Annotated in this window: 7 protein-coding genes and 2 pseudogenes; 8 read left to right on the top strand and 1 reads right to left on the bottom strand. The window is 43.3% G+C overall.

Features of this window, described 5'->3' with window-relative positions; all coding sequences use genetic code 11:
• The first annotated feature begins 18 nt into the window (after positions 1–18).
• The 5 genes and pseudogenes from rexB to IYQ92_RS10670 form a co-directional block, all read left to right on the top strand.
• Positions 19–3,258: an ATP-dependent nuclease subunit B gene (gene rexB, locus IYQ92_RS00985; protein WP_195674899.1), complete on the top strand. Its 3,240-nt coding sequence runs from the start codon at positions 19–21 to the stop codon at positions 3,256–3,258.
• On the top strand, positions 3,248–6,868 hold the full coding sequence (gene addA, locus IYQ92_RS00980) for a helicase-exonuclease AddAB subunit AddA (RefSeq protein ID WP_195674898.1): 3,621 nt from the start codon (positions 3,248–3,250) through the stop codon (positions 6,866–6,868). Before rexB ends, addA begins: the two co-directional genes overlap by 11 nt.
• Before the next feature lie 115 nt (positions 6,869–6,983).
• Positions 6,984–8,251 (top strand): annotated as a pseudogene (locus IYQ92_RS00975) (glycoside hydrolase family 68 protein); the annotation flags it as partial.
• 12 nt (positions 8,252–8,263) lie between these two features.
• Positions 8,264–8,773, top strand: coding sequence for an HRDC domain-containing protein (locus IYQ92_RS10570; RefSeq protein ID WP_195674897.1), 510 nt, complete (start codon positions 8,264–8,266; stop codon positions 8,771–8,773).
• Positions 8,774–9,006: 233 nt separating this feature from the next.
• Positions 9,007–9,276, top strand: a pseudogene (locus IYQ92_RS10670) (IS110 family transposase); the annotation flags it as partial.
• A 393-nt stretch (positions 9,277–9,669) separates the two neighbouring features.
• On the opposite strand, the gene IYQ92_RS00960 reads toward IYQ92_RS10670, so the two are convergent.
• On the bottom strand, positions 9,670–11,208 hold the full coding sequence (locus IYQ92_RS00960; RefSeq protein ID WP_195674896.1) for a cation:proton antiporter: 1,539 nt from the start codon (positions 11,206–11,208) through the stop codon (positions 9,670–9,672).
• A gap of 320 nt (positions 11,209–11,528) precedes the next feature.
• On the opposite strand from IYQ92_RS00960, the gene glnA reads away from it, so the two are divergent.
• The 3 genes from glnA to IYQ92_RS00945 all read left to right on the top strand — a co-directional run bounded on the left by glnA (position 11,529) and on the right by IYQ92_RS00945 (position 18,993).
• Positions 11,529–12,875 (top strand): type I glutamate--ammonia ligase, encoded by a 1,347-nt coding sequence (glnA, locus tag IYQ92_RS00955; RefSeq protein ID WP_195674895.1) that lies wholly within the window; start codon positions 11,529–11,531, stop codon positions 12,873–12,875.
• Between the two features lie 159 nt (positions 12,876–13,034).
• Complete coding sequence (gene gltB / locus IYQ92_RS00950) at positions 13,035–17,555, top strand: glutamate synthase large subunit (RefSeq protein WP_195674894.1); 4,521 nt, start codon at positions 13,035–13,037, stop codon at positions 17,553–17,555.
• Between the two features lies 1 nt (position 17,556).
• Complete coding sequence (locus IYQ92_RS00945) at positions 17,557–18,993, top strand: glutamate synthase subunit beta (protein WP_195674893.1); 1,437 nt, start codon at positions 17,557–17,559, stop codon at positions 18,991–18,993.
• Positions 18,994–19,048: the final 55 nt, after the last annotated feature.

The raw sequence follows: 19,048 nt of genomic DNA, 5'->3' as shown, positions 1-19,048 counted from the left end.
CTCAAAGATTGGAGACCTATGAAATTACTTTATACTGATATTTCACATAATATGACAGAAGTTCTGGTCAATGAAGCTGCGCAGGCTGCAAGCGACGGTCGGCGCGTTTTTTACATTGCCCCTAACTCCTTATCTTTTGAAAAGGAGCGTGCGGTTCTTGAAGCTTTACCAGAGCAGGCTTCTTTTGCCATCACCATCACGCGTTTTGCTCAACTGGCGCGTTACTTTGTGCTTAATGAGCCTAATCAAAAGGAAAGCCTCAATGATACAGGGTTAGCCATGATTTTCTATCGAGCCCTTTCTCAATTTGACGATGGCGAATTGCGTGTTTTTGGTCGTCTTAAACAGGACAGCTCATTCATCCAACAATTGGTGGACTTGTACAAGGAATTAAAAACTGCCAATTTGACGGTTTTAGATTTGCAAGCTCTGCATTCACTTGAAAAGTATGAGGACTTGGTCAAGATTTTCACGGCTGTTTCCGACTTACTTCGTGAGGGGAATTACGACAATCAGACCAAGATTGCTTTCTTTGCACAGCAGGTTGCGGCAGGGCATATGGATGCTGAACTGAAAAATGTTGTTCTAGTCGTTGACGGTTTTACTCGTTTTTCAGCTGAGGAAGAGGCCTTGATTGGTCTTTTGAATGCCAAGTGTTCGGAGATTGTTATTGGTTCCTACGCTAGTCAGAAGGCCTACCAAGCTAATTTTACCAACGGTAATGTCTATGCAGCTGGGGTTGATTTTTTGCGCAGCTTGGCAGAGACTTTCAAGACTAAACCGCAATACGTGATATCAACCTGGTCAGGTCGTGAGGGCTTTGCCTCTATTTCCCAAAAGTTTGAGCGTCATCATGACTTTACGGGTGATGATTTGGGCTTGTCTGCGGATGCTAAGGCACGTACGACTATCTGGGAGTGTCTCAACCAGAAGGAGGAGGTCGAGGCGGTGGCGCGTGCGATTCGCAAGAAACTGCAGGCTGGGCATCGTTACAAGGATATCTTGGTTCTCTTGGGGGATGTGGATGCCTACAAGCTTCAGGTCGGCAAGATTTTTGATAAGTATGATATTCCTTATTATTTTGGGAAGGCTGAGTCAATGTCTGCGCATCCCTTAGTGCATTTTATGGATTCGCTGGCGCGTGTTAAAAGCTATAATTTCCGTGCAGAGGATGTGGTCAATCTCTTTAAGACAGGAATTTACGGTCGACACAGTCAGGATGCTTTGGATTACTTTGAGGCCTATGTGACCTATGCGGACATAAAGGGACAGAAGAAGTTTTTCAATGATTTCACGGTTGGGGCTAGTAAGTATGATTTGGCTAAGCTTAATAGCATTCGAGCTGATTTACTTGGGCCACTGGAGACCTTGGTAAAGGCTAAGAAGCAGACAGGTTCTGGTCTTTTGAAAAAATTGTCAGGATTTTTGACGGAGATTGCTTTGTCGGAAAATTTGGCTGCGCTAGTTTCAAAAATGCCTGAGATTGAGCAGGAGAAACACGGAGAAGTCTGGAAGACCTTTACAGGCATTTTAGAGCAATTCCACACCATTTTTGGCACTGAAAAATTAACCTTGGATGAATTTTTATCACTTATTGGTTCAGGCATGATGCAGGCAGAGTATCGTATGGTTCCAGCGACGGTGGATGTGGTGACGGTTAAATCCTATGACTTGGTAGAGCCTCATACCAATAAATTCGTTTATGCGCTCGGCATGACCCAATCGCATTTTCCAAAGATTGCTCAAAATAAATCGCTGGTATCTGATGAGGAGCGTCAGCTTATCAATGAGCAAGGAGACTTGGCAGGACATTTTGATATTATAACCCGTGAAAATCTCAAGAAAAATCATTTTGCGGCTTTGTCTCTCTTTAATTCTGCTACGGAAAAATTGGTTTTGAGTTTGCCTCAGTTGCTCAATGAAGCTGAGGACAGCATGTCATCTTACTTGAGTGAATTGGTGCACATGGGTGTGTCTGTTGAGGCTAAAGGACGCAATCAGCTGGCGGCGGAAGCGGGGCAAGTGGGAAACTACAAAGCGCTCTTGTCTCGCGTTGTCGACATTAATCGCTCTGCTATTTACCAAAATTTGGAAATGACGAAGGAGGAGCAAACGTTCTGGTCAGTGGCTGTGCGTTTCTTGCGTCATAAGTTGGAAGCGGGAGGGATTTCTGTACCAGCGATAACGGATACGGTAGCCACCACGCGCGTGGCACAAGAAGTCATGGCAACGCGTTTCCCGGATGACCAGCCTTTGAGCCTGTCTTCGTCTGCTGTGACAACTTTCTACAATAATCAGTATAAGTATTTCTTGCAGTATGTGTTAGGCTTGCAGGAGCAAGAGTCCATCCATCCAGATGCACGACATCACGGAACTTACCTTCACCGCGTTTTTGAGTTGGTCATGCAGGAGGATAGCTCGGAGGATTTCGACCAGCGATTAAATGAAGCAATCGCACAGACCAATCAAGAAGAAAGCTTCAAAGCTCTTTATGAAGCTGATGCGGAGAGTCAGTATTCTTTAGAGGTTTTGGAGGACATCGCTCGCGCAACGGCAACCATCTTGCGACAAGACAGTCAGTTGACGGTTGAAAATGAAGAGGAGCGCTTTGAGCTCATGCTAGACAATGCCGTTAAAATCAACGGTATCGTGGACCGAATTGACCGACTGTCGGACGGAGCACTTGGAATCGTCGATTATAAATCAAGTGACCAGAAATTTGATATTCAGAAATTCTACAATGGACTTAGTCCTCAGTTGGTAACCTATATGTCTGCTGTGCGCGAAAGCAAGAATCTATCTGCGCAGGATAAGATTTTTGGGGCTATGTATTTGCACATGCAGGAGCCCAAACAAAATCTTAACGACGTTAAATCGCTAGACAAGTTGGTTGAGAAATCCCATCAATCGCTGCGGTATCAGGGCTTATTCTCAGAGGATGAGAAGGTATTTTTGGCTAACGGTAAGTATGATATCAAGTCCAGCTTGTATTCAGAAGCGGAGCTTGCGGTTTTGCAAAATCATAATAAACACCTTTATTTATCAGCTGCGGAGACCATCAAGTCTGGTAGCTTTGCCATTAACCCTTATACTGAGGATGGCAAAACGGTGGCGGGTGACCAACTCAAGGCTATCACTGGTTTTGAGGCGGACCGTCACATGAGGCAGGCAAGGCGTCTCTATCGTTTGCCAGCAAAAGAGAAGCGTCGGGGCTTTTTAACCTTGATGCAGGAAGAGGAGGACCAGGATGAGCTTTAAGCCTTTTTTGACGGCAGAGGAAATCGCTGCGCTGCAAGAGCAAGAAGCGGCTTCGGACAAGAAACAAAAACGCACGTCAGAACAAATCGAGGCTATCTACACCAATGGTAACAACATCTTGGTGTCAGCTTCGGCGGGGTCTGGGAAAACCTTTGTCATGGTTGAGCGCATTATGGACATGATTTTGCGTGGTGTAACCGTAGACCAGCTCTTTATCTCAACCTTCACCGTTAAGGCGGCGGGGGAGCTCAAGGAACGTCTGGAAAAGAAAATCACGGCTGCGCTAGCTGAGACCAAGAATCCAGAAATGCAAGCCTTTCTCAATCAGCAATTAGTTGGCGTGCAGACCGCTGATATCGGAACCATGGATGCCTTCACTCAAAAATTGGTCAATCAATACGGCTATACTATGGGCATTTCACCAATTTTCCGAATCATGACCGATAAAAATGAGCAGGATATGCTCAAGAATGAGGTTTACGAGGATTTATTTGCGGATTACATGGCTGGCGCTAATAAAGGAGTTTTCACCACGCTAGTCAAGAATTTCACTGGTAATCGTAAGGATAGCAAGGGCTTCCGCGATGCGGTTTATAAGATTTACGACTTTAGTCAGTCAACGGATAATCCTAGGCGATGGTTGCAGGATAATTTTTTAAAAGGAGCACAGACCTACACGGACTTTTCTGCTCTTCCTGAACAAGAAATTCAAGGCATTTTATCGACCATTCAGGATACAGCGGATGCCCTTCGTGACTTGACGGATTTAGAAGATTACAAACAAATGACCGCTAAAGGGACACCGACTGCGACTTATAAAAGACATCTGGCTATGATTGAAAATCTGTACGACTGGGCGCGTGATTTTGCGACACTCTATGGTCATGAGGGACTGGGTCGCCTAGCGCAGGATGTGACTACTTTAATTCCATCATCGGATGCGGTGACGGTTGCGGGTGTCAAATACCCAATCTTTAAAACCCTACATGATCGTCTTTCTGGGCTGGTTCATCTGGAGACTATTTTTAAGTATCAGGCTGAGACCATTCCGCTTTTGGAAACATTGCAGAGCTTCTTACTTGACTTTTCAGACCAATATTTACAGGCTAAAATGCAAGAAAACGCCTTTGAATTCTCGGATGTTGCTCATTTTGCCATTGCTATTTTGGAAGAGAATGAGGATATTCGTCAACTTTATCAATCTAAATATCACGAAGTTATGGTTGATGAGTACCAAGATAATAACCATACACAAGAACGCATGTTGGAACTTTTGTCAAACGGTCGTAATCGTTTTATGGTGGGGGACATTAAGCAGTCCATCTATCGATTCCGTCAGGCGGACCCACAGATTTTTAATCGTACATTCAAAGATTATCAAGAGAACCCAGAGCATGGCAAGTTGATTATTTTGAAAGAAAATTTCCGTAGTCAATCAGAAGTTTTGAATAGCACAAATACCATCTTCACACATCTCATGGATGAAGCGGTCGGTGAGATTCTCTATGATGATAGTCATCAGTTGCGAGTCGGTTCACCAAAACAAAAAGAATCACATCCGCAGAATGAGACGCAGGTCTTCATAATTGATAGTGACGAATCAGAAGAGTCATCGACGGAAACCGAGTCCAACGACATCAGCCCAGCCGAGGCTAAATTGGTTGCCAAGGAAATCATTCGTCTGCATAAAGAAGAAAAGGTGGCTTTTGAAGACATTACTTTGTTGGTGTCTTCTCGTACCCGAAACGATGGCATTTTGCAAACCTTTGATAAGTATGGCATCCCTTTGGTGACTGACGGTGGTGAGCAAAACTACCTCAAGTCCGTCGAAGTCATGGTTATGTTAGACACTCTGCGCAGCATTGATAATCCTCTCAACGACTACGCCTTGGTAGCGCTTTTGCGCTCGCCTATGTTTAGCTTCAACGAGGATGACCTTGCTCGCTTGGCTTTGCAGGCTGAAAAAGACGTCTTTTACCATAAATTGCAGCGGGCTCATAGAGGTTCTGGTCTTCATCAAGACCTCATCATGCCTGATCTGTCCCACAAACTTGAGCATTTCTTTGAAACATTTTTAGAGTGGCGTGATTTTGCAAAATGGCATGCGCTTTACGACTTGATTTGGAAGATTTACAATGACCGTTTCTATTATGATTACGTGGGGGCTTTGCCAAGAGCAGAGCAGCGCCAAGCAAACTTGTACGCCCTAGCCCTCAGAGCAAACGCCTTTGAAAAGTCAGGTTTCAAGGGGCTATCACGCTTTATTCGAATGATAGACAAGGTCTTGGAAAATCAAAATGATTTAGCGGATGTGGAGGTCGCCCTCCCCAAACACGCCGTTCAACTCATGACCATTCACAAGTCTAAAGGCTTGGAATTCAAGTATGTCTTCATCCTCAATGCAGACAAACGGTTTAGCATGGTGGATATGACCTCCCCGGTCATTCTGAGTCGTGAGAATGGAATTGGGATAAAATATCTGGCTGACATGCGCCAAGAGTTGGAAGAAAACTTGCTCCCAACCGTCAAAGTATCCATGGAGACTCTGCCCTACCAGCTCAACAAGCGAGAGTTGCGGCTAGCAACCCTTTCCGAACAAATGCGTCTACTCTATGTCGCCATGACACGGGCTGAGAAAAAGCTCTACATCATCGGAAAAACTAGTCAGTCCAAGTGGCAGGACAAGTATGAGTTGCAGTCAGTGAATAATCATCTTCCGGTTGCTAATCGCGAGAGTTACATGACCTTTCAAGACTGGATTTTGGCTATCCATGAGACCTATAGAAGGACGGATTTGCATTATAGGGTTGATTTTGTGACGAATGCTGATTTGACTGAGGATAAGATTGGTTTTGTGGAGGCAGACAAGCCTTTCAACCCAGACGACCAAGCTGATAATCGCCAGTCTGACCAAATCGCGCAAGCTATTGCCCAGCTTGAAAATGTTGAAAAACTCAATCAAGACTACAAGGCGGCCATCAACTTGCCAACGGTCCGAACGCCGAGTCAGGTCAAGAAATTTTATGAGCCTGTCATGGATGTCGAGGGTGTTCAAGTCATGGATGAGACCTACAAACCCAAGTCCACCTTTGAACTTCCTGATTTTTCAGCTAAGAAAAAAGCTGACGCAGCCGCAGTTGGTTCTGCTGTCCATGAGCTCATGCAACGCCTAGATGTCAGCAGTAGGGTGACCCAGGAAACAGTAGCGCGTGCTTTAGCAGAAGTGGATGCAGAGGATATCGTTAAAGCTAACATCCAATTAGACAAGATTATAGCCTTCTTTGAAAGCAGCAATCTTGGTCAGCTCATCCAAGAAAATGTTGCTCATCTTCATCGCGAAGCTCCGTTTGCCATGCTAAAGGAAGACCCAGAAAGCGGTGAGAAGTTTGTCGTTCGCGGGATTATCGACGGTTACCTCCCGTTGGAAGATCGCATTGTCCTTTTCGATTATAAGACAGACAAGTTCACCAATCCACAAGAAATCAAAGACCGTTACCAAGGACAGATGGCGCTTTACGCTGAGGCCTTGTCTAAATCTTATGGCGTGTCAAAAATTGATAAGTATTTGGTGTTGCTTGGCGGGGAGCAGTTAGAGATTGTATCCTTGTAAAAATTAAAAAACTCATTTTTGAATAAGTACAGGTTAAATCAAATTAGTCTACGACGAGGTCACTAAAAGGAATATCGGTGATGTTATAGGATTTTACAAATAGAATCAAAGTTAAACGTTTATTGATACAACTGATAATAATTCAAACAACCAAATGTTAGCATCTGCTACATTGAATTTAGCGGTTGAAAATGGAGAAGTCGTCCTTAAATCTGTTGATAATAAACAGGTCTTGACACCTAAAGGTGGGGATAGCTACCATTATCAAAGTTATGCACAATGGCGTTCAACTTTTACAGGTGCTGATAATATCGCTATGCGTGACCCCCATGTAATTGAAGATGAAAACGGGGTTCGTTACTTAGCTTTTGAGGCAAGTACAGGTACAGAAAACTATCAAAGTGAGAATCAGATTTACAATTTGATGAACTACGGTGGGGATACTAAATTCAAAACATCAAGTCTTTTCCGTATTCTTGAAAATGAAGATATGAAAGTTCGTGCGTCTGTTTCAAACGCTGCTATTGGTCTTGTTCGCTTAACTGGAGATGATAAGACACCAAGTATCGCGGAATATTATACACCATTGTTGTCATCGGTGATGGTCAGTGATGAAATCGAACGTCCAAATATTGTTAAGCTCGGAAATAAGTATTACCTTTTTGCAGCATCACGCTTGAATCATGGTAGTAATGATGACGCTTGGGAAATGACTAATAAGGTAGTGGGTGACAATGTTATCATGCTTGGATACGTTTCAGACAGCTTGACTTCTGGTTATAAGCCACTGAATAATAGTGGAGTTGTTTTGACAGCCTCAGTCCCATCAGATTGGCGTACAGCAACGTACTCATATTATGCAGTACCCGTTGAAGGATCTGACGATACCCTTTTAGTAACAGCTTATATGACTAACCGTAATGAAGTGGCTGGTAAAGGGAATAATTCAACATGGGCACCAAGTTTCCTAATTCAAGTTCTTCCTGATGGAACGACTCGTGTTCTTGCTAAGATGACTGAACAAGGCGACTGGATTTGGGATGAATCTAGTGATACGAAAGCGACTGTTGGTACGTTGGAAACATCTCATTTTCCGAATGAGGATGATGGTATATTGATTGGAATGTAATTGGTGGTTATAATTTTAAACCACACATGCCTGTAGATATCGACAAGCCGTCGGTTCCGACCACCCCAGACAAACCAACAACTCCAAACACCCCAGTAACACTAATAATTCCTAAAGATGTTCCTACTGCATCAGCCTCTATCTTGCCTAAGACAGCTGATAGTGATAATTTTGCAGTGATGGCACTTGGTTTTGCAATTATGGCTTCAATGACAGCCTACCTTGCTTACGGTGGTTACAGACGTAAATACTAATAGTTTTCTATAGTGATAAAAGGAAAAAATACAGCTGATAACCGCCAATTTGGTTTTGACCGCCTATCAACTTATGGACTGCTTAGCGACCTAGCGGAAACCACTATCAAGAAATACATTTCATCCCTAGTTGCGGACAAATTCTTACGAGTTGAGTCAGATTATAAAGTGCTCAAATTAACCAACAAGGGCAGGCTTGAATTGAAGGAGCGTCAGCCAATCCTTGCCAAACGTATCAAGGAAAGTAAGCAAGCACAGCGCGCTTTTGCTAGAACAGCTGAGCCTATGGACTTTGACCAAGAGCTCTTCGAACACTTGCATCAAATACGATTTGAGCTAGCGCAAGACCAGGGTGTGCCACCTTTTATAATCTTTTCGGATGTCAGTCTTAAAGAAATGGCTGCCCACCAGCCCACGATGGCTCAAGAGTTTCTAGACATTAAGGGAGTCGGAGCGCAGAAGTTGGAACGGTACGGGGAAATATTTATGACTGTTACCGATGACTACATCAAAACATACTAAGATTAGTAGTGAGGAAATCTCCGACGGGAGAGAGTACTTACTACTTTTTCTTTATATTAAAGTAGGGGTGTCTTGTTAAGTCGTAGGGCTCTATGGCGCTAGACGTCGCGATTAAAACTGGCAAGACACCTGTTTTAGGTAGAATGTTATCAAAGTATGTGGGACGCTTGACGTCGTGTATTGAAAATGAAATCACTAAAACTAGGAATCTTTCAAGATAAAGAGGTAATATCATGCGAGTCGTGTTTGGAATTGATGTGAGTAAAGCAAGTTCAGGAGTGGCCATTTGGCTCAATGGGAAGAAGGTTCATGGCTACACCATGCCTAACGATGCGGCAGGTTTCGGTCGTTTATCCGATGACTTAAAAACGGTTCATCAGCCTAAGATTGTCTTCGAAGCAACAGGAGTCTATTCTCATCACCTTCAAGCCTTTCTTGAGAACAATGGCTGCGCTTATACACGGTTAAATCCTCTAGAAGCTAAAAAGCAACTAGACAGCTTACTGTCTATCCCTAGCATTGCAGAAACAACAGCGACCTCTATGAGAAACGAAAAAGACAATCACAAATAGCTTCAACTAAGCCACATACGATTGCCTCTATACATCGTCTCATTCGGACAATGTATTACCTCATAACGCATAACAAACTTTACGATTATACTTCGATCCAAAATCATTAAAGCTTTTATGCCATATTATTCTGACACCTTATTTTTAAAAAGGCTAGATAAGGTGTTCCTTTTGCGTACACTTTTATCATGCTTACCACAGAAAAAGAGGGCAATAACCTACATCAAGCTATTATCTTCAAAATCTTTTTACCTTAAAGCCTTGGGAGGCTTGACAAATGGTAGAAAAAAGAGAGTTGAGAATGTTTTCTCAGCCCTCTTTTGATTAACGGTGACTCTCTTGCTCAAGTGACTTGATGAGATTGTCTTCGGGAATGTTGCCGTTGTGGTATTTTTGATAAACAGCTTGGAGTTCTGTGCGATGCTTGCGCCAAAGTTTTTTACGACGGTGAATCATTTTTTGGTGGAAAGCAAGGTCTTCGTTGCGTTGTTGTTGAATGAGCCTGCGCATTTCACGGCGTTCATCAGGATTATCGATGGCATCCACACGAGAATTAATTTTTTCAGCTGCAAAATCGCGGTATTGCTTAGCACGTTTGCGTTCTAATTCAATGTGTTTTTGAATGATATGACTCATTTCACGAGGAGAATGAATGATTTCCTTGACCGCTGTCAGAGGTTCACTATCAACGACAGAATAAGTCGCAGCACCGAGATATGGCATCAAGAAGACAGATACAGCTCCCGCTGCGATGAGCACGGATGCAATATCGCTAGTCATGAAACCTTCGTTGACTGCAATTCCTGTAATCCCCACAATAAGTGGCAGAGCAGTTGTACAATAGAAGGCAACCGAGAAACGATTGTGGAGTGAGAGGCGTTTTTCAACATCTTTCTCCAAGGATAAGGATATCACGATTGGAATGGCACGAACAAGAAGCAAAGCGATGATGAAAATAAGCAACAAGCCAGGATTCTTGGTTACGGAAGCAGGATTGATACCAGCACCAGAGATGATAAAGAAAAGCGGAATCAAGAAGCCGTGCGCCAGTCCATTTAACTTAGACTCTAAGGTATTATTTTCTTCGGGCAGAATATAGCGGAGGACAAAGCCTGCTGCAAAGGCACCGAGGACAATATCCAAATCAAAAATAGAAGAGAAGGCAACCAGCATAATCATGATGAGAATGGTGATGCGCAACATGAGCTGGGAGGTCGTCTCAGATTTTGATTCGATGAAGCGATAAATGGCACTTCCGCCCTTAACAGCACGATTTCCAAGATGGGCAACCCAGAGACAAATCAGTAGCAGAGCTCCCAAAATCAGTGCTGTCTTCCATGTCCGTCGAGTTGATAGCAGAATGGCCATGGCGATGACGGTCGCAAGCTCACCCCAAGTACCGTAGGCGAGAATCTGATTTCCAACTCGAGTACCAGTCAGTCCGCGCTCTTCCAGGATTGGCATCAAGGTACCGAGGGCGGTTGTGGTAAATAGCAGAGCAGTAGCAATCATGCCCTGCTTCCCAGAAGCAATGTCTGGCAAGAGAAAAGCAACGGCAAGCCCAATGATGAAGGTAACCATCCAAGTAGAAAATCCCTTCTTACCCTCTTTGCCAATCAATACCTTAGGGTCAATTTCAAAACCGGCAAGAAGAAAGAGGAAGGCACAGCCCAATTCAGACAAGAGCTTCAAGGCTTCGCTGTTAGAATGGATAATTCCTAGTGTATTCGGTCCTAAAATCGCTCCCGCAGCAATGAGAATGACGGTTTCTGGAACCACTTGCCTAGGAATTACCCTTGCAATAAGTGGCGTTACCGCTGAAACAAAGGCGATAATCGTCAAAGAAATAAAGGTTTCTGTCATAATAGACTCCTATAAAAATTAACAATTGTTAACATTATAGCACTTTCAAATCATCAATTAAAGTCGGATATCTTGTTGCTTGATTAGCTTCATTAAACTTCATGAAATTATGATAACTGTCGGAAAATAAAAAAATTTGCACGCGTGTTAGAAAATCTCACACAAACCCTTGACATCTCAAAAAAGGAGGTCTATAATGGTGGTGTTAATAAGAAATGAGCTAACAAATTAGTTCTTTAGTTAACTAATGTTCGGAAATTGATGCTAAATTTAACAGTTTAGTACTGAAAAAATATTTGTATTACAAAAGGAGACCCTTTATGGCAATCACAGCAGCTGACATCCGTCGCGAAGTTAAAGAGAAAAACGTTACTTTCCTCCGTTTGATGTTCTCAGATATTACAGGAACACTTAAAAACGTTGAAATTCCTGCTACCGATGAGCAGCTAGACAAAGTTCTTTCAAACAAAGCAATGTTTGACGGTTCTTCAATCGAAGGTTTCGTGCGTATCAATGAATCTGATATGTACCTTTTCCCAGACTTGGATACTTGGACAGTATTCCCTTGGGGTAGCGAGAATGGTGCTGTCGCTGGATTGATTTGTGATATTTACACTGCTGATGGTGAACCATTTGCTGGTGACCCTCGTGGTAACTTAAAACGTGCTCTTAAACACATGGAAGAAGTTGGATTCAAATCATTCAACCTTGGTCCAGAACCAGAATTCTTCCTATTTAAGCTTGACGAAAAAGGTGAACCAACGCTTGAAGTCAATGACCGTGGTGGATACTTCGACTTAGCACCAACTGACCTTGCAGATAACACTCGTCGTGAAATCGTTAATGTTTTGACTGAAATGGGATTTGAAGTTGAAGCAAGTCACCACGAAGTTGCTGTAGGGCAACACGAAATTGACTTTAAATATGGCGATGTGTTGAAAGCTTGCGATAACATCCAAATCTTCAAACTAGTTGTTAAAACGATTGCTCGTAAACACGGTTTGTACGCAACATTCATGGCTAAACCAAAATTCGGTATCAACGGTTCTGGTATGCACTGTAACATGTCATTGTTCGACAAAGATGGAAACAATGCTTTCTTTGACCCGGAAGATAGTCGTGGTATGCAATTGTCAGAAACAGCTTACCATTTCCTTGGTGGTTTGATGAAACACGCATACAGCTACACAGCAATCATGAACCCAACAGTTAACTCATACAAACGTTTGGTTCCAGGCTACGAAGCGCCAGTTTATATCGCGTGGGCAGGTCGTAACCGTTCACCATTGATCCGCGTTCCTGCATCTCGTGGTATGGGAACTCGTTTGGAACTTCGTTCAGTTGACCCAACTGCAAATCCATATCTTGCTCTTGCAGTGCTTCTTGAAGCAGGGCTTGACGGTATCAAGAATAATATTGAAGCGCCAGCACCTGTTGAAACAAACATTTATGTGATGACTCCAGAAGAACGTAGAGCAGCAGGTATTATTGACCTTCCTTCAACTCTTCACAATGCCGTTAAAGCTCTTGAGGAAGATGAAGTGGTTAAAGCAGCGCTTGGTGATCATATTTACACAAACTTTGTTGAAGCTAAACGTATCGAATGGTCAAGCTACGCAGCCTTTGTTTCTCAATGGGAAATCGATAACTACTTGGATCTTTACTAAGAAGATTAAGCAGAAAACGAACAAGGTTGAGCAAAACGCTCAACTTTGTTTTATTCTATAAAATTATCAGAAAATTCCTCTAATTTAAAAAATATGTTATAATAATAGGGGTTTTAACTTAGAATTTGCTGAATATTATTGAAGTTAGGAGTATTAGCTATGGATGAACAGGCTTTGAAAGCACAGCAGACGACCATGTGGGATCCATCTTTTGAGTCAGCTGCCTGCGGGATGGGCTATGTCGCTCAAATTGATGGTCGAGCTAGTCATACGCTGATTGAGTATGCTTTGACCATGTTAACACGCATGAATCACCGTGGTGGTACAGGTGCAGAACCTGATACAGGTGATGGTGCAGGTATCCTTTTAGGACTACCAGACCGATTTTTCCAAAGTGTTGCTAGTGAATCAGGTGTTAACTTGCCTCCAAAAGGTGACTATGCTGTCGCACAGCTTTTCTTACCAAGAGAAGTAGTTGCTAAACAAACCTTACAAGCGAGTCTTGTATCAGCTATTGAAAAACGAGGATATCAAGTCCTTCTTGAGCGTGATGTCCCATATCGATTTGAAAATTGTGGTCCGACAGCACAAGAAATCATGCCTTCTTTTGTGCAGCTCTTTATTAAAAAACCAGAGGGTACAGAGGCAGGACGACCATTTGAGGATAAATTATTCCGTCTACGTCGTCAGTTGGAAAAAACTTTTTCAGCATCTGATTTGACTGTATGTTCTTTGTCTAGTAAAACAATCGTTTACAAGGGAATGCTTCATGCCTTTCAAGTTGGGCTTTTCTTCCCTGATTTGACAGATGAACGTTTTGAGTCTCATATTGCGCTTACACACTCACGTTTCTCAACCAATACTTTCCCATCTTGGAATCGTGCGCAGCCATTTCGCTTTATTGCTCACAATGGTGAAATCAATACCCTTCGTGGTGCAGAAAATTGGATGCACAGCCATCAAGTGGAAATGTACGATGACGAAAATTCTGATTCTGCCAAACTTGAAAACTGTATGGAATTTTTCTATCGTAATGGTCGCTCAATTCCAGAAAGTCTTTTGATGATGGTTCCAGAAGCTTGGGGTGATGAATCTGGTCTTGATGATGACCTCAAGGCTTTCTACGAATATTCGTCAAGTTTTGTAGCACCATGGGATGGTCCAGCCGCTATCGTCTTTACCGATGGTGATTTGGTTGGGGCTCGTCTTGACCGAAATGGCTTGCGCCCAAGCCGCTATTCAGTGACTAAAGATAACTTTATCATCTGTTCAAGTGAGTCTGGTGTCGTTGACTTAGAACCAAGCCGAGTGATTGAAAAAGGTGTGCTTGGTCCAGGTAATATGATGCTAGTCGACACTGTCGAAGGACGCATCTACAAAAATGATGAAGTTAAGGCAAAATACGCTAGTCAACACCCTTACAAAGAATGGGTTGACCAAAATGTTAAAGCTCTTAATGACCTTCCAGGAAGTCAAGTTGTTCCAGTTGAAGAAGATGTTCAAAAAGTCTGGAAACTCTTTGGTTACAACGAAGAAGTGATTCGTAATGTCATCGTAGCTATGGCTGATAAGGGAGAAGAACCAGTTATTTCAATGGGATTTGATAGCCCACTCTCAGTTTTATCTAACAAGCATCAATCCCTATTCACCTTCTTCAAACAACAATTTGCGCAAGTAACCAATCCACCTATTGATGCCATCCGTGAAAAAATTGTTGTATCAACTAACGTCTATCTTGGTGGTGATGGTGATGTTCGTCAAAATGGTGCTGATAATTGTACGAAGTTGAAAATTGACAGCCCAGTCTTATCATCAGAAGATTTCGCTAAAATTGCATCTCTTAAGGATGACCGTTATAAGGTTCAAGTTTTGCCTACAAGCTATGCCTTGGTTGAACCAGCTAAAAATCGTCTTCAGGGAGCACTTGATAGCCTCTTCAAACGTGCTGAAGAAGCTGTTGATGCAGGTGCTAAAATCATTGTCTTGACTGACCGTGGTTTGACTGAAGGTCACATGGCTATTCCAATTTTATTGGCGGTAGCTGGTCTTCAAAACTATATGGTTCGTAAGGGGAAAGGCTCTGCTTTCTCAATTGTCGTTGATTCTGCAGAAGTCTTTGAAGTACATCATTTTGCGACCTTGGTTGGCTATGGTGCGGCAGCTATTCACCCATATGGTGCCTACCTCACTTTGAAAGAATATGGTAAATCAGAAGCGACTTATGAAAAATTCCGTAAGGCTGCTGAAAAAGGTATCGTCAAAGTCATGAGCCGTATGGGAATTTCAACGGTTCTTGGCTACAAAGGTGCTCAATTATTTGAAGCTGTTGGACTTTCAGAAGCTCTTGTGAAACAATACTTCACAGGAACAGTGACTCGTATCGGTGGTCTTGATTTGGACCAACTGGAAGCCGAATATATCGGTCGATATGACTATGCTTTTGGACCTTACGCTGATGATTATCTTGAGAGTGGCGGTATTTACCAATACAAAGCTGATGGTGAATATCATCTCTTCAATCCAAAAACTATCTATAATTTCCAAAAAGCTGTCCGCAGTGGTGACTATAACCTCTTCAAAGAATACACTGCTGAGATGGAAAAGGAAGCTCTTGAACACCCAACGACCTTGCGTTCTATCTGGGAATTCAAATCTAACCGTCCAAGTGTCGACATTTCAGAAGTCGAACCAGCATCTGAAATCGTAAAACGCTTCAAAGCTGGTGCCATGAGTTTCGGGTCACTTTCAAAAGAAGCACACGAAACCATTGCCGAAGCCCTCAACCGTATCGGAGCTAAATCAAACTCTGGTGAAGGTGGTGAAAACCGCAATCGTTTCAAACCACAAGCTGATGGACGCAATATTAACTCTAAGATTAAACAAGTTGCATCGGGTCGTTTCGGTGTTAACGCTGAATACCTCATGTCGGCTGAAGAATTGCAAATCAAGTTGGCACAAGGAGCTAAGCCAGGTGAAGGTGGTCAGTTGCCTGGGCAAAAAGTCTTCCCATGGGTGGCCGAAATTCGTGGCGCAACGCCAGGGGTTCGCTTGATTTCACCTCCACCGCATCATGATATCTACTCAATCGAAGATTTGGCGCAGCTCATTTTTGACCTTAAAGCCATCAACCCTTATGCCAAAATCAATGTTAAGTTGGTTTCAAGTACCGGTGTTGGGACTATTGCGACTGGTTGTGTCAAAGCTGGCGCTGACAAAGTTGTTATCTCTGGTTATGATGGCGGTACTGGTGCCTCACCACGTAACTCCGTTCGTGACGCAGGGCTTCCTTGGGAAATGGGATTGGCAGAAGCCCACCAAACGCTTTCAATGAACAAACTCCGTCAACGCATGACGCTTGAAACTGATGGTAAATTGATGACCGGGCGTGATATCGCCATTGCAACGCTTCTTGGAGCCGAAGAATATTCATTTGCCAGTCTTACTTTGGTATCTGTAGGATGTGTTATGATGCGTGTTTGCTCGCTCAACACATGTCCAGTCGGAGTGGCAACGCAAAATCCTGAACTTCGTAAGAATTTTGTCGGTAAACCAGAACACGTTATTAACATGATGACCTTCCTTGCAGAGGAATTTCGTGAATACATGGCAGAGCTTGGTTTCCGTTCAGTAGACGAAATGGTCGGACATGCGGAACTCTTACAAGCTAAATTTGTTTCGTTTGGTAAAGCTAAATCACTTGATTTCAGTCGTGTCATCGGACAAGCATGGCCAATCGAAGCTAAGATTGATGACCCATTTGAGGTTAAACGTCAATGGAAAGAATTGGATAGTTTTGCCAAAGCTGCAGTTGATAACAACAGTAGCGTCACTGTTGAAAATGACATCAATAATGTCAACCGTGCAGTCGGTGCTCGTATGGCTGGTTGGCTTGCTGAACGTTATGGTAATGACGGTGTTCCAGCAGGACTGCTTAAGTACCACTACAAGGGTATCGCAGGACAAAGTTTTGCAAGCTTCATTCCACAAGGTATGGAATTGACCTTGACAGGTGAAGCCAATGATTACATTGCCAAATCAATGTCAGGCGGTCGCTTGATTGTTAAGGCGCCAGAAGATGCGGCTTATGACCATGAAAATTCACCAATCGTTGGTAACGTTGCCCTTTTTGGTGCTGTTAATGGTGAAGCCTACTTCGCTGGTCGTGCTGGTGAACGTTTCTGTGTTCGTAATTCAGGCGCTCATGTGGTTGTTCAAGGGGTCGGTGCCCACGGCTGTGAATACATGACCGGTGGTGTGGCTGTCATCCTTGGTTCAACTGGACGTAACTTCGCTGCCGGTATGAGTGGTGGTGTTGCTTATGTTTACGATGAAGCTGGCGACTTCGCTGACAAAGTGAATATGGAAATGGTTGACTTGTACAAAGTTGGTGAAACTCGTGGTGATGATGTTCTTGTTGATCTCATTCAAAAGCATTACCAATACACTGGAAGCCAAAAAGCTAAATTCCTTTTGGATAACTGGGCAAGTGAAGTTAAGAAATTTGTCAAAGTCTACCCAACAGAATTCCATGAAATCAACGATATTGAACATGCCCTTAAACATCAAGGTATGGAAGGCGATGCCCTTGAACTACGTACCTTTAAAATTGCTACCGGTGGTGCAGAAACCGCTCAAGAAAAAGCAGACTTGCTAACAGAAAGTCACAGAGGAGGTCAATAAGATGGCAGATCCATTTGGATTTTTGAAATACAAACGTGTCGATAACCCTTATCGACCAGTCAGCGAACGCATTCTTGATTTTGAAGAATTGCAGACGCCCTTATCAGAAGAGAAACGCCAAACACAGGCTGCACGTTGCATGTCTTGCGGGATTCCTTTCTGTCACAGTGGTGAATTCTATGGTGGCGGTCGTGCCGTATCAGGTTGTCCTAACGATAATTTGATTCCAGAATGGAATGACCTACTCTTCCGTGGTGAATTCAAGAAAGCTTTTGAACGCCTTACTCGCACCAATCCACTTCCAGAAATGACGGGTCGTGTCTGCCCTGCACCTTGTGAAAAAGGTTGTACCGAAGGACTTCATGGTGAAGGCGTCACTATTCATGATAACGAACGCTTCATTATTGATACCGCTTTTGAAAATGGATGGGTTGAAGAGTCAGGTCGTCCAAGTCATCGTACAGGTTTCAAGGTTGCTATTGTCGGTTCAGGACCAGCAGGACTTTCAGCCGCTTGGCGTCTCAACAAACTTGGTCATTCTGTAACTGTTTATGAGCGTAGCGACCGCTTTGGTGGTCTCCTCATGTATGGTATTCCAAACATGAAATTGGATAAAGAAATTGTTCAACGTCGTATTGATGTCATGACTAAGCTTGGTATCAACTTCATTGCTAACACTGAGATTGGCCGTAATGTGACTGCTGAAGAACTTCAAGAGAATTTCGACCGTATCATCCTTGCTACTGGTGCCAGTGTTGCACGCGATTTGCAAGTTCCAGGTCGTGAGCTTGAAGGGATTCGTTTTGCGGTGGATTTCCTAACGGAAACCACAAAGGCGGTACTTGAGTCTGACGACAATAAGCTGGGCAAGAGCTTGGCCGGCAAGCATGTCTTGGTAATCGGTGGTGGTGATACAGGGAATGACTGTATCGGTACCGCAGTTCGTCTTGGTGCTGCCTCAGTCAAGCAATTAGAAATTACACCTGAGCCACCAATCAAACGTCGACCAAGTAACCCTTGGCCAGAATACCCAATGATTAAACGTATAGGTTATGGTCAGGAAGAAGCTAACTTCGTCCAAGATGAAGAATTGACTTTGTTTGCAATATCAACAACTGAATTTGTCGGTGAAAATGGTCATGTAACGGCTGCCAAAACCATCGAAATGGGACCAGGTTTCAAGCCAGTTGAAGGAACAGAATCTGAACTTAAAGCGGACCTTGTTTTACTAGCTATGGGATTCACAGGTGCAGAAACAGCACTCTTTGACCAATTTGATATTAAAGCAGTCTATGATGACTACTCAACCTCAAATGAGAAAGTCTTCGTTGCAGGTGACGCACGTCGTGGACCAAGTCTTGTGATTTGGGGAATCCGTGAAGGTCGTAAGACTGCAGAACAGATTGACCGTGACCTCCGCGTCCTAGTTGCACAATAATGGATGTTTAGAGAAACTTGCTGAAATGCAGGTTTCTTTTTTACTAAATGAAATA

It is taken from the genome of Streptococcus sp. HF-1907 (assembly GCF_015594605.1).
Taxonomy (GTDB): domain Bacteria; phylum Bacillota; class Bacilli; order Lactobacillales; family Streptococcaceae; genus Streptococcus.
Note: the sequence above shows the minus strand (reverse complement) of the source record. Positions and strands in the feature narration are given on the sequence as shown.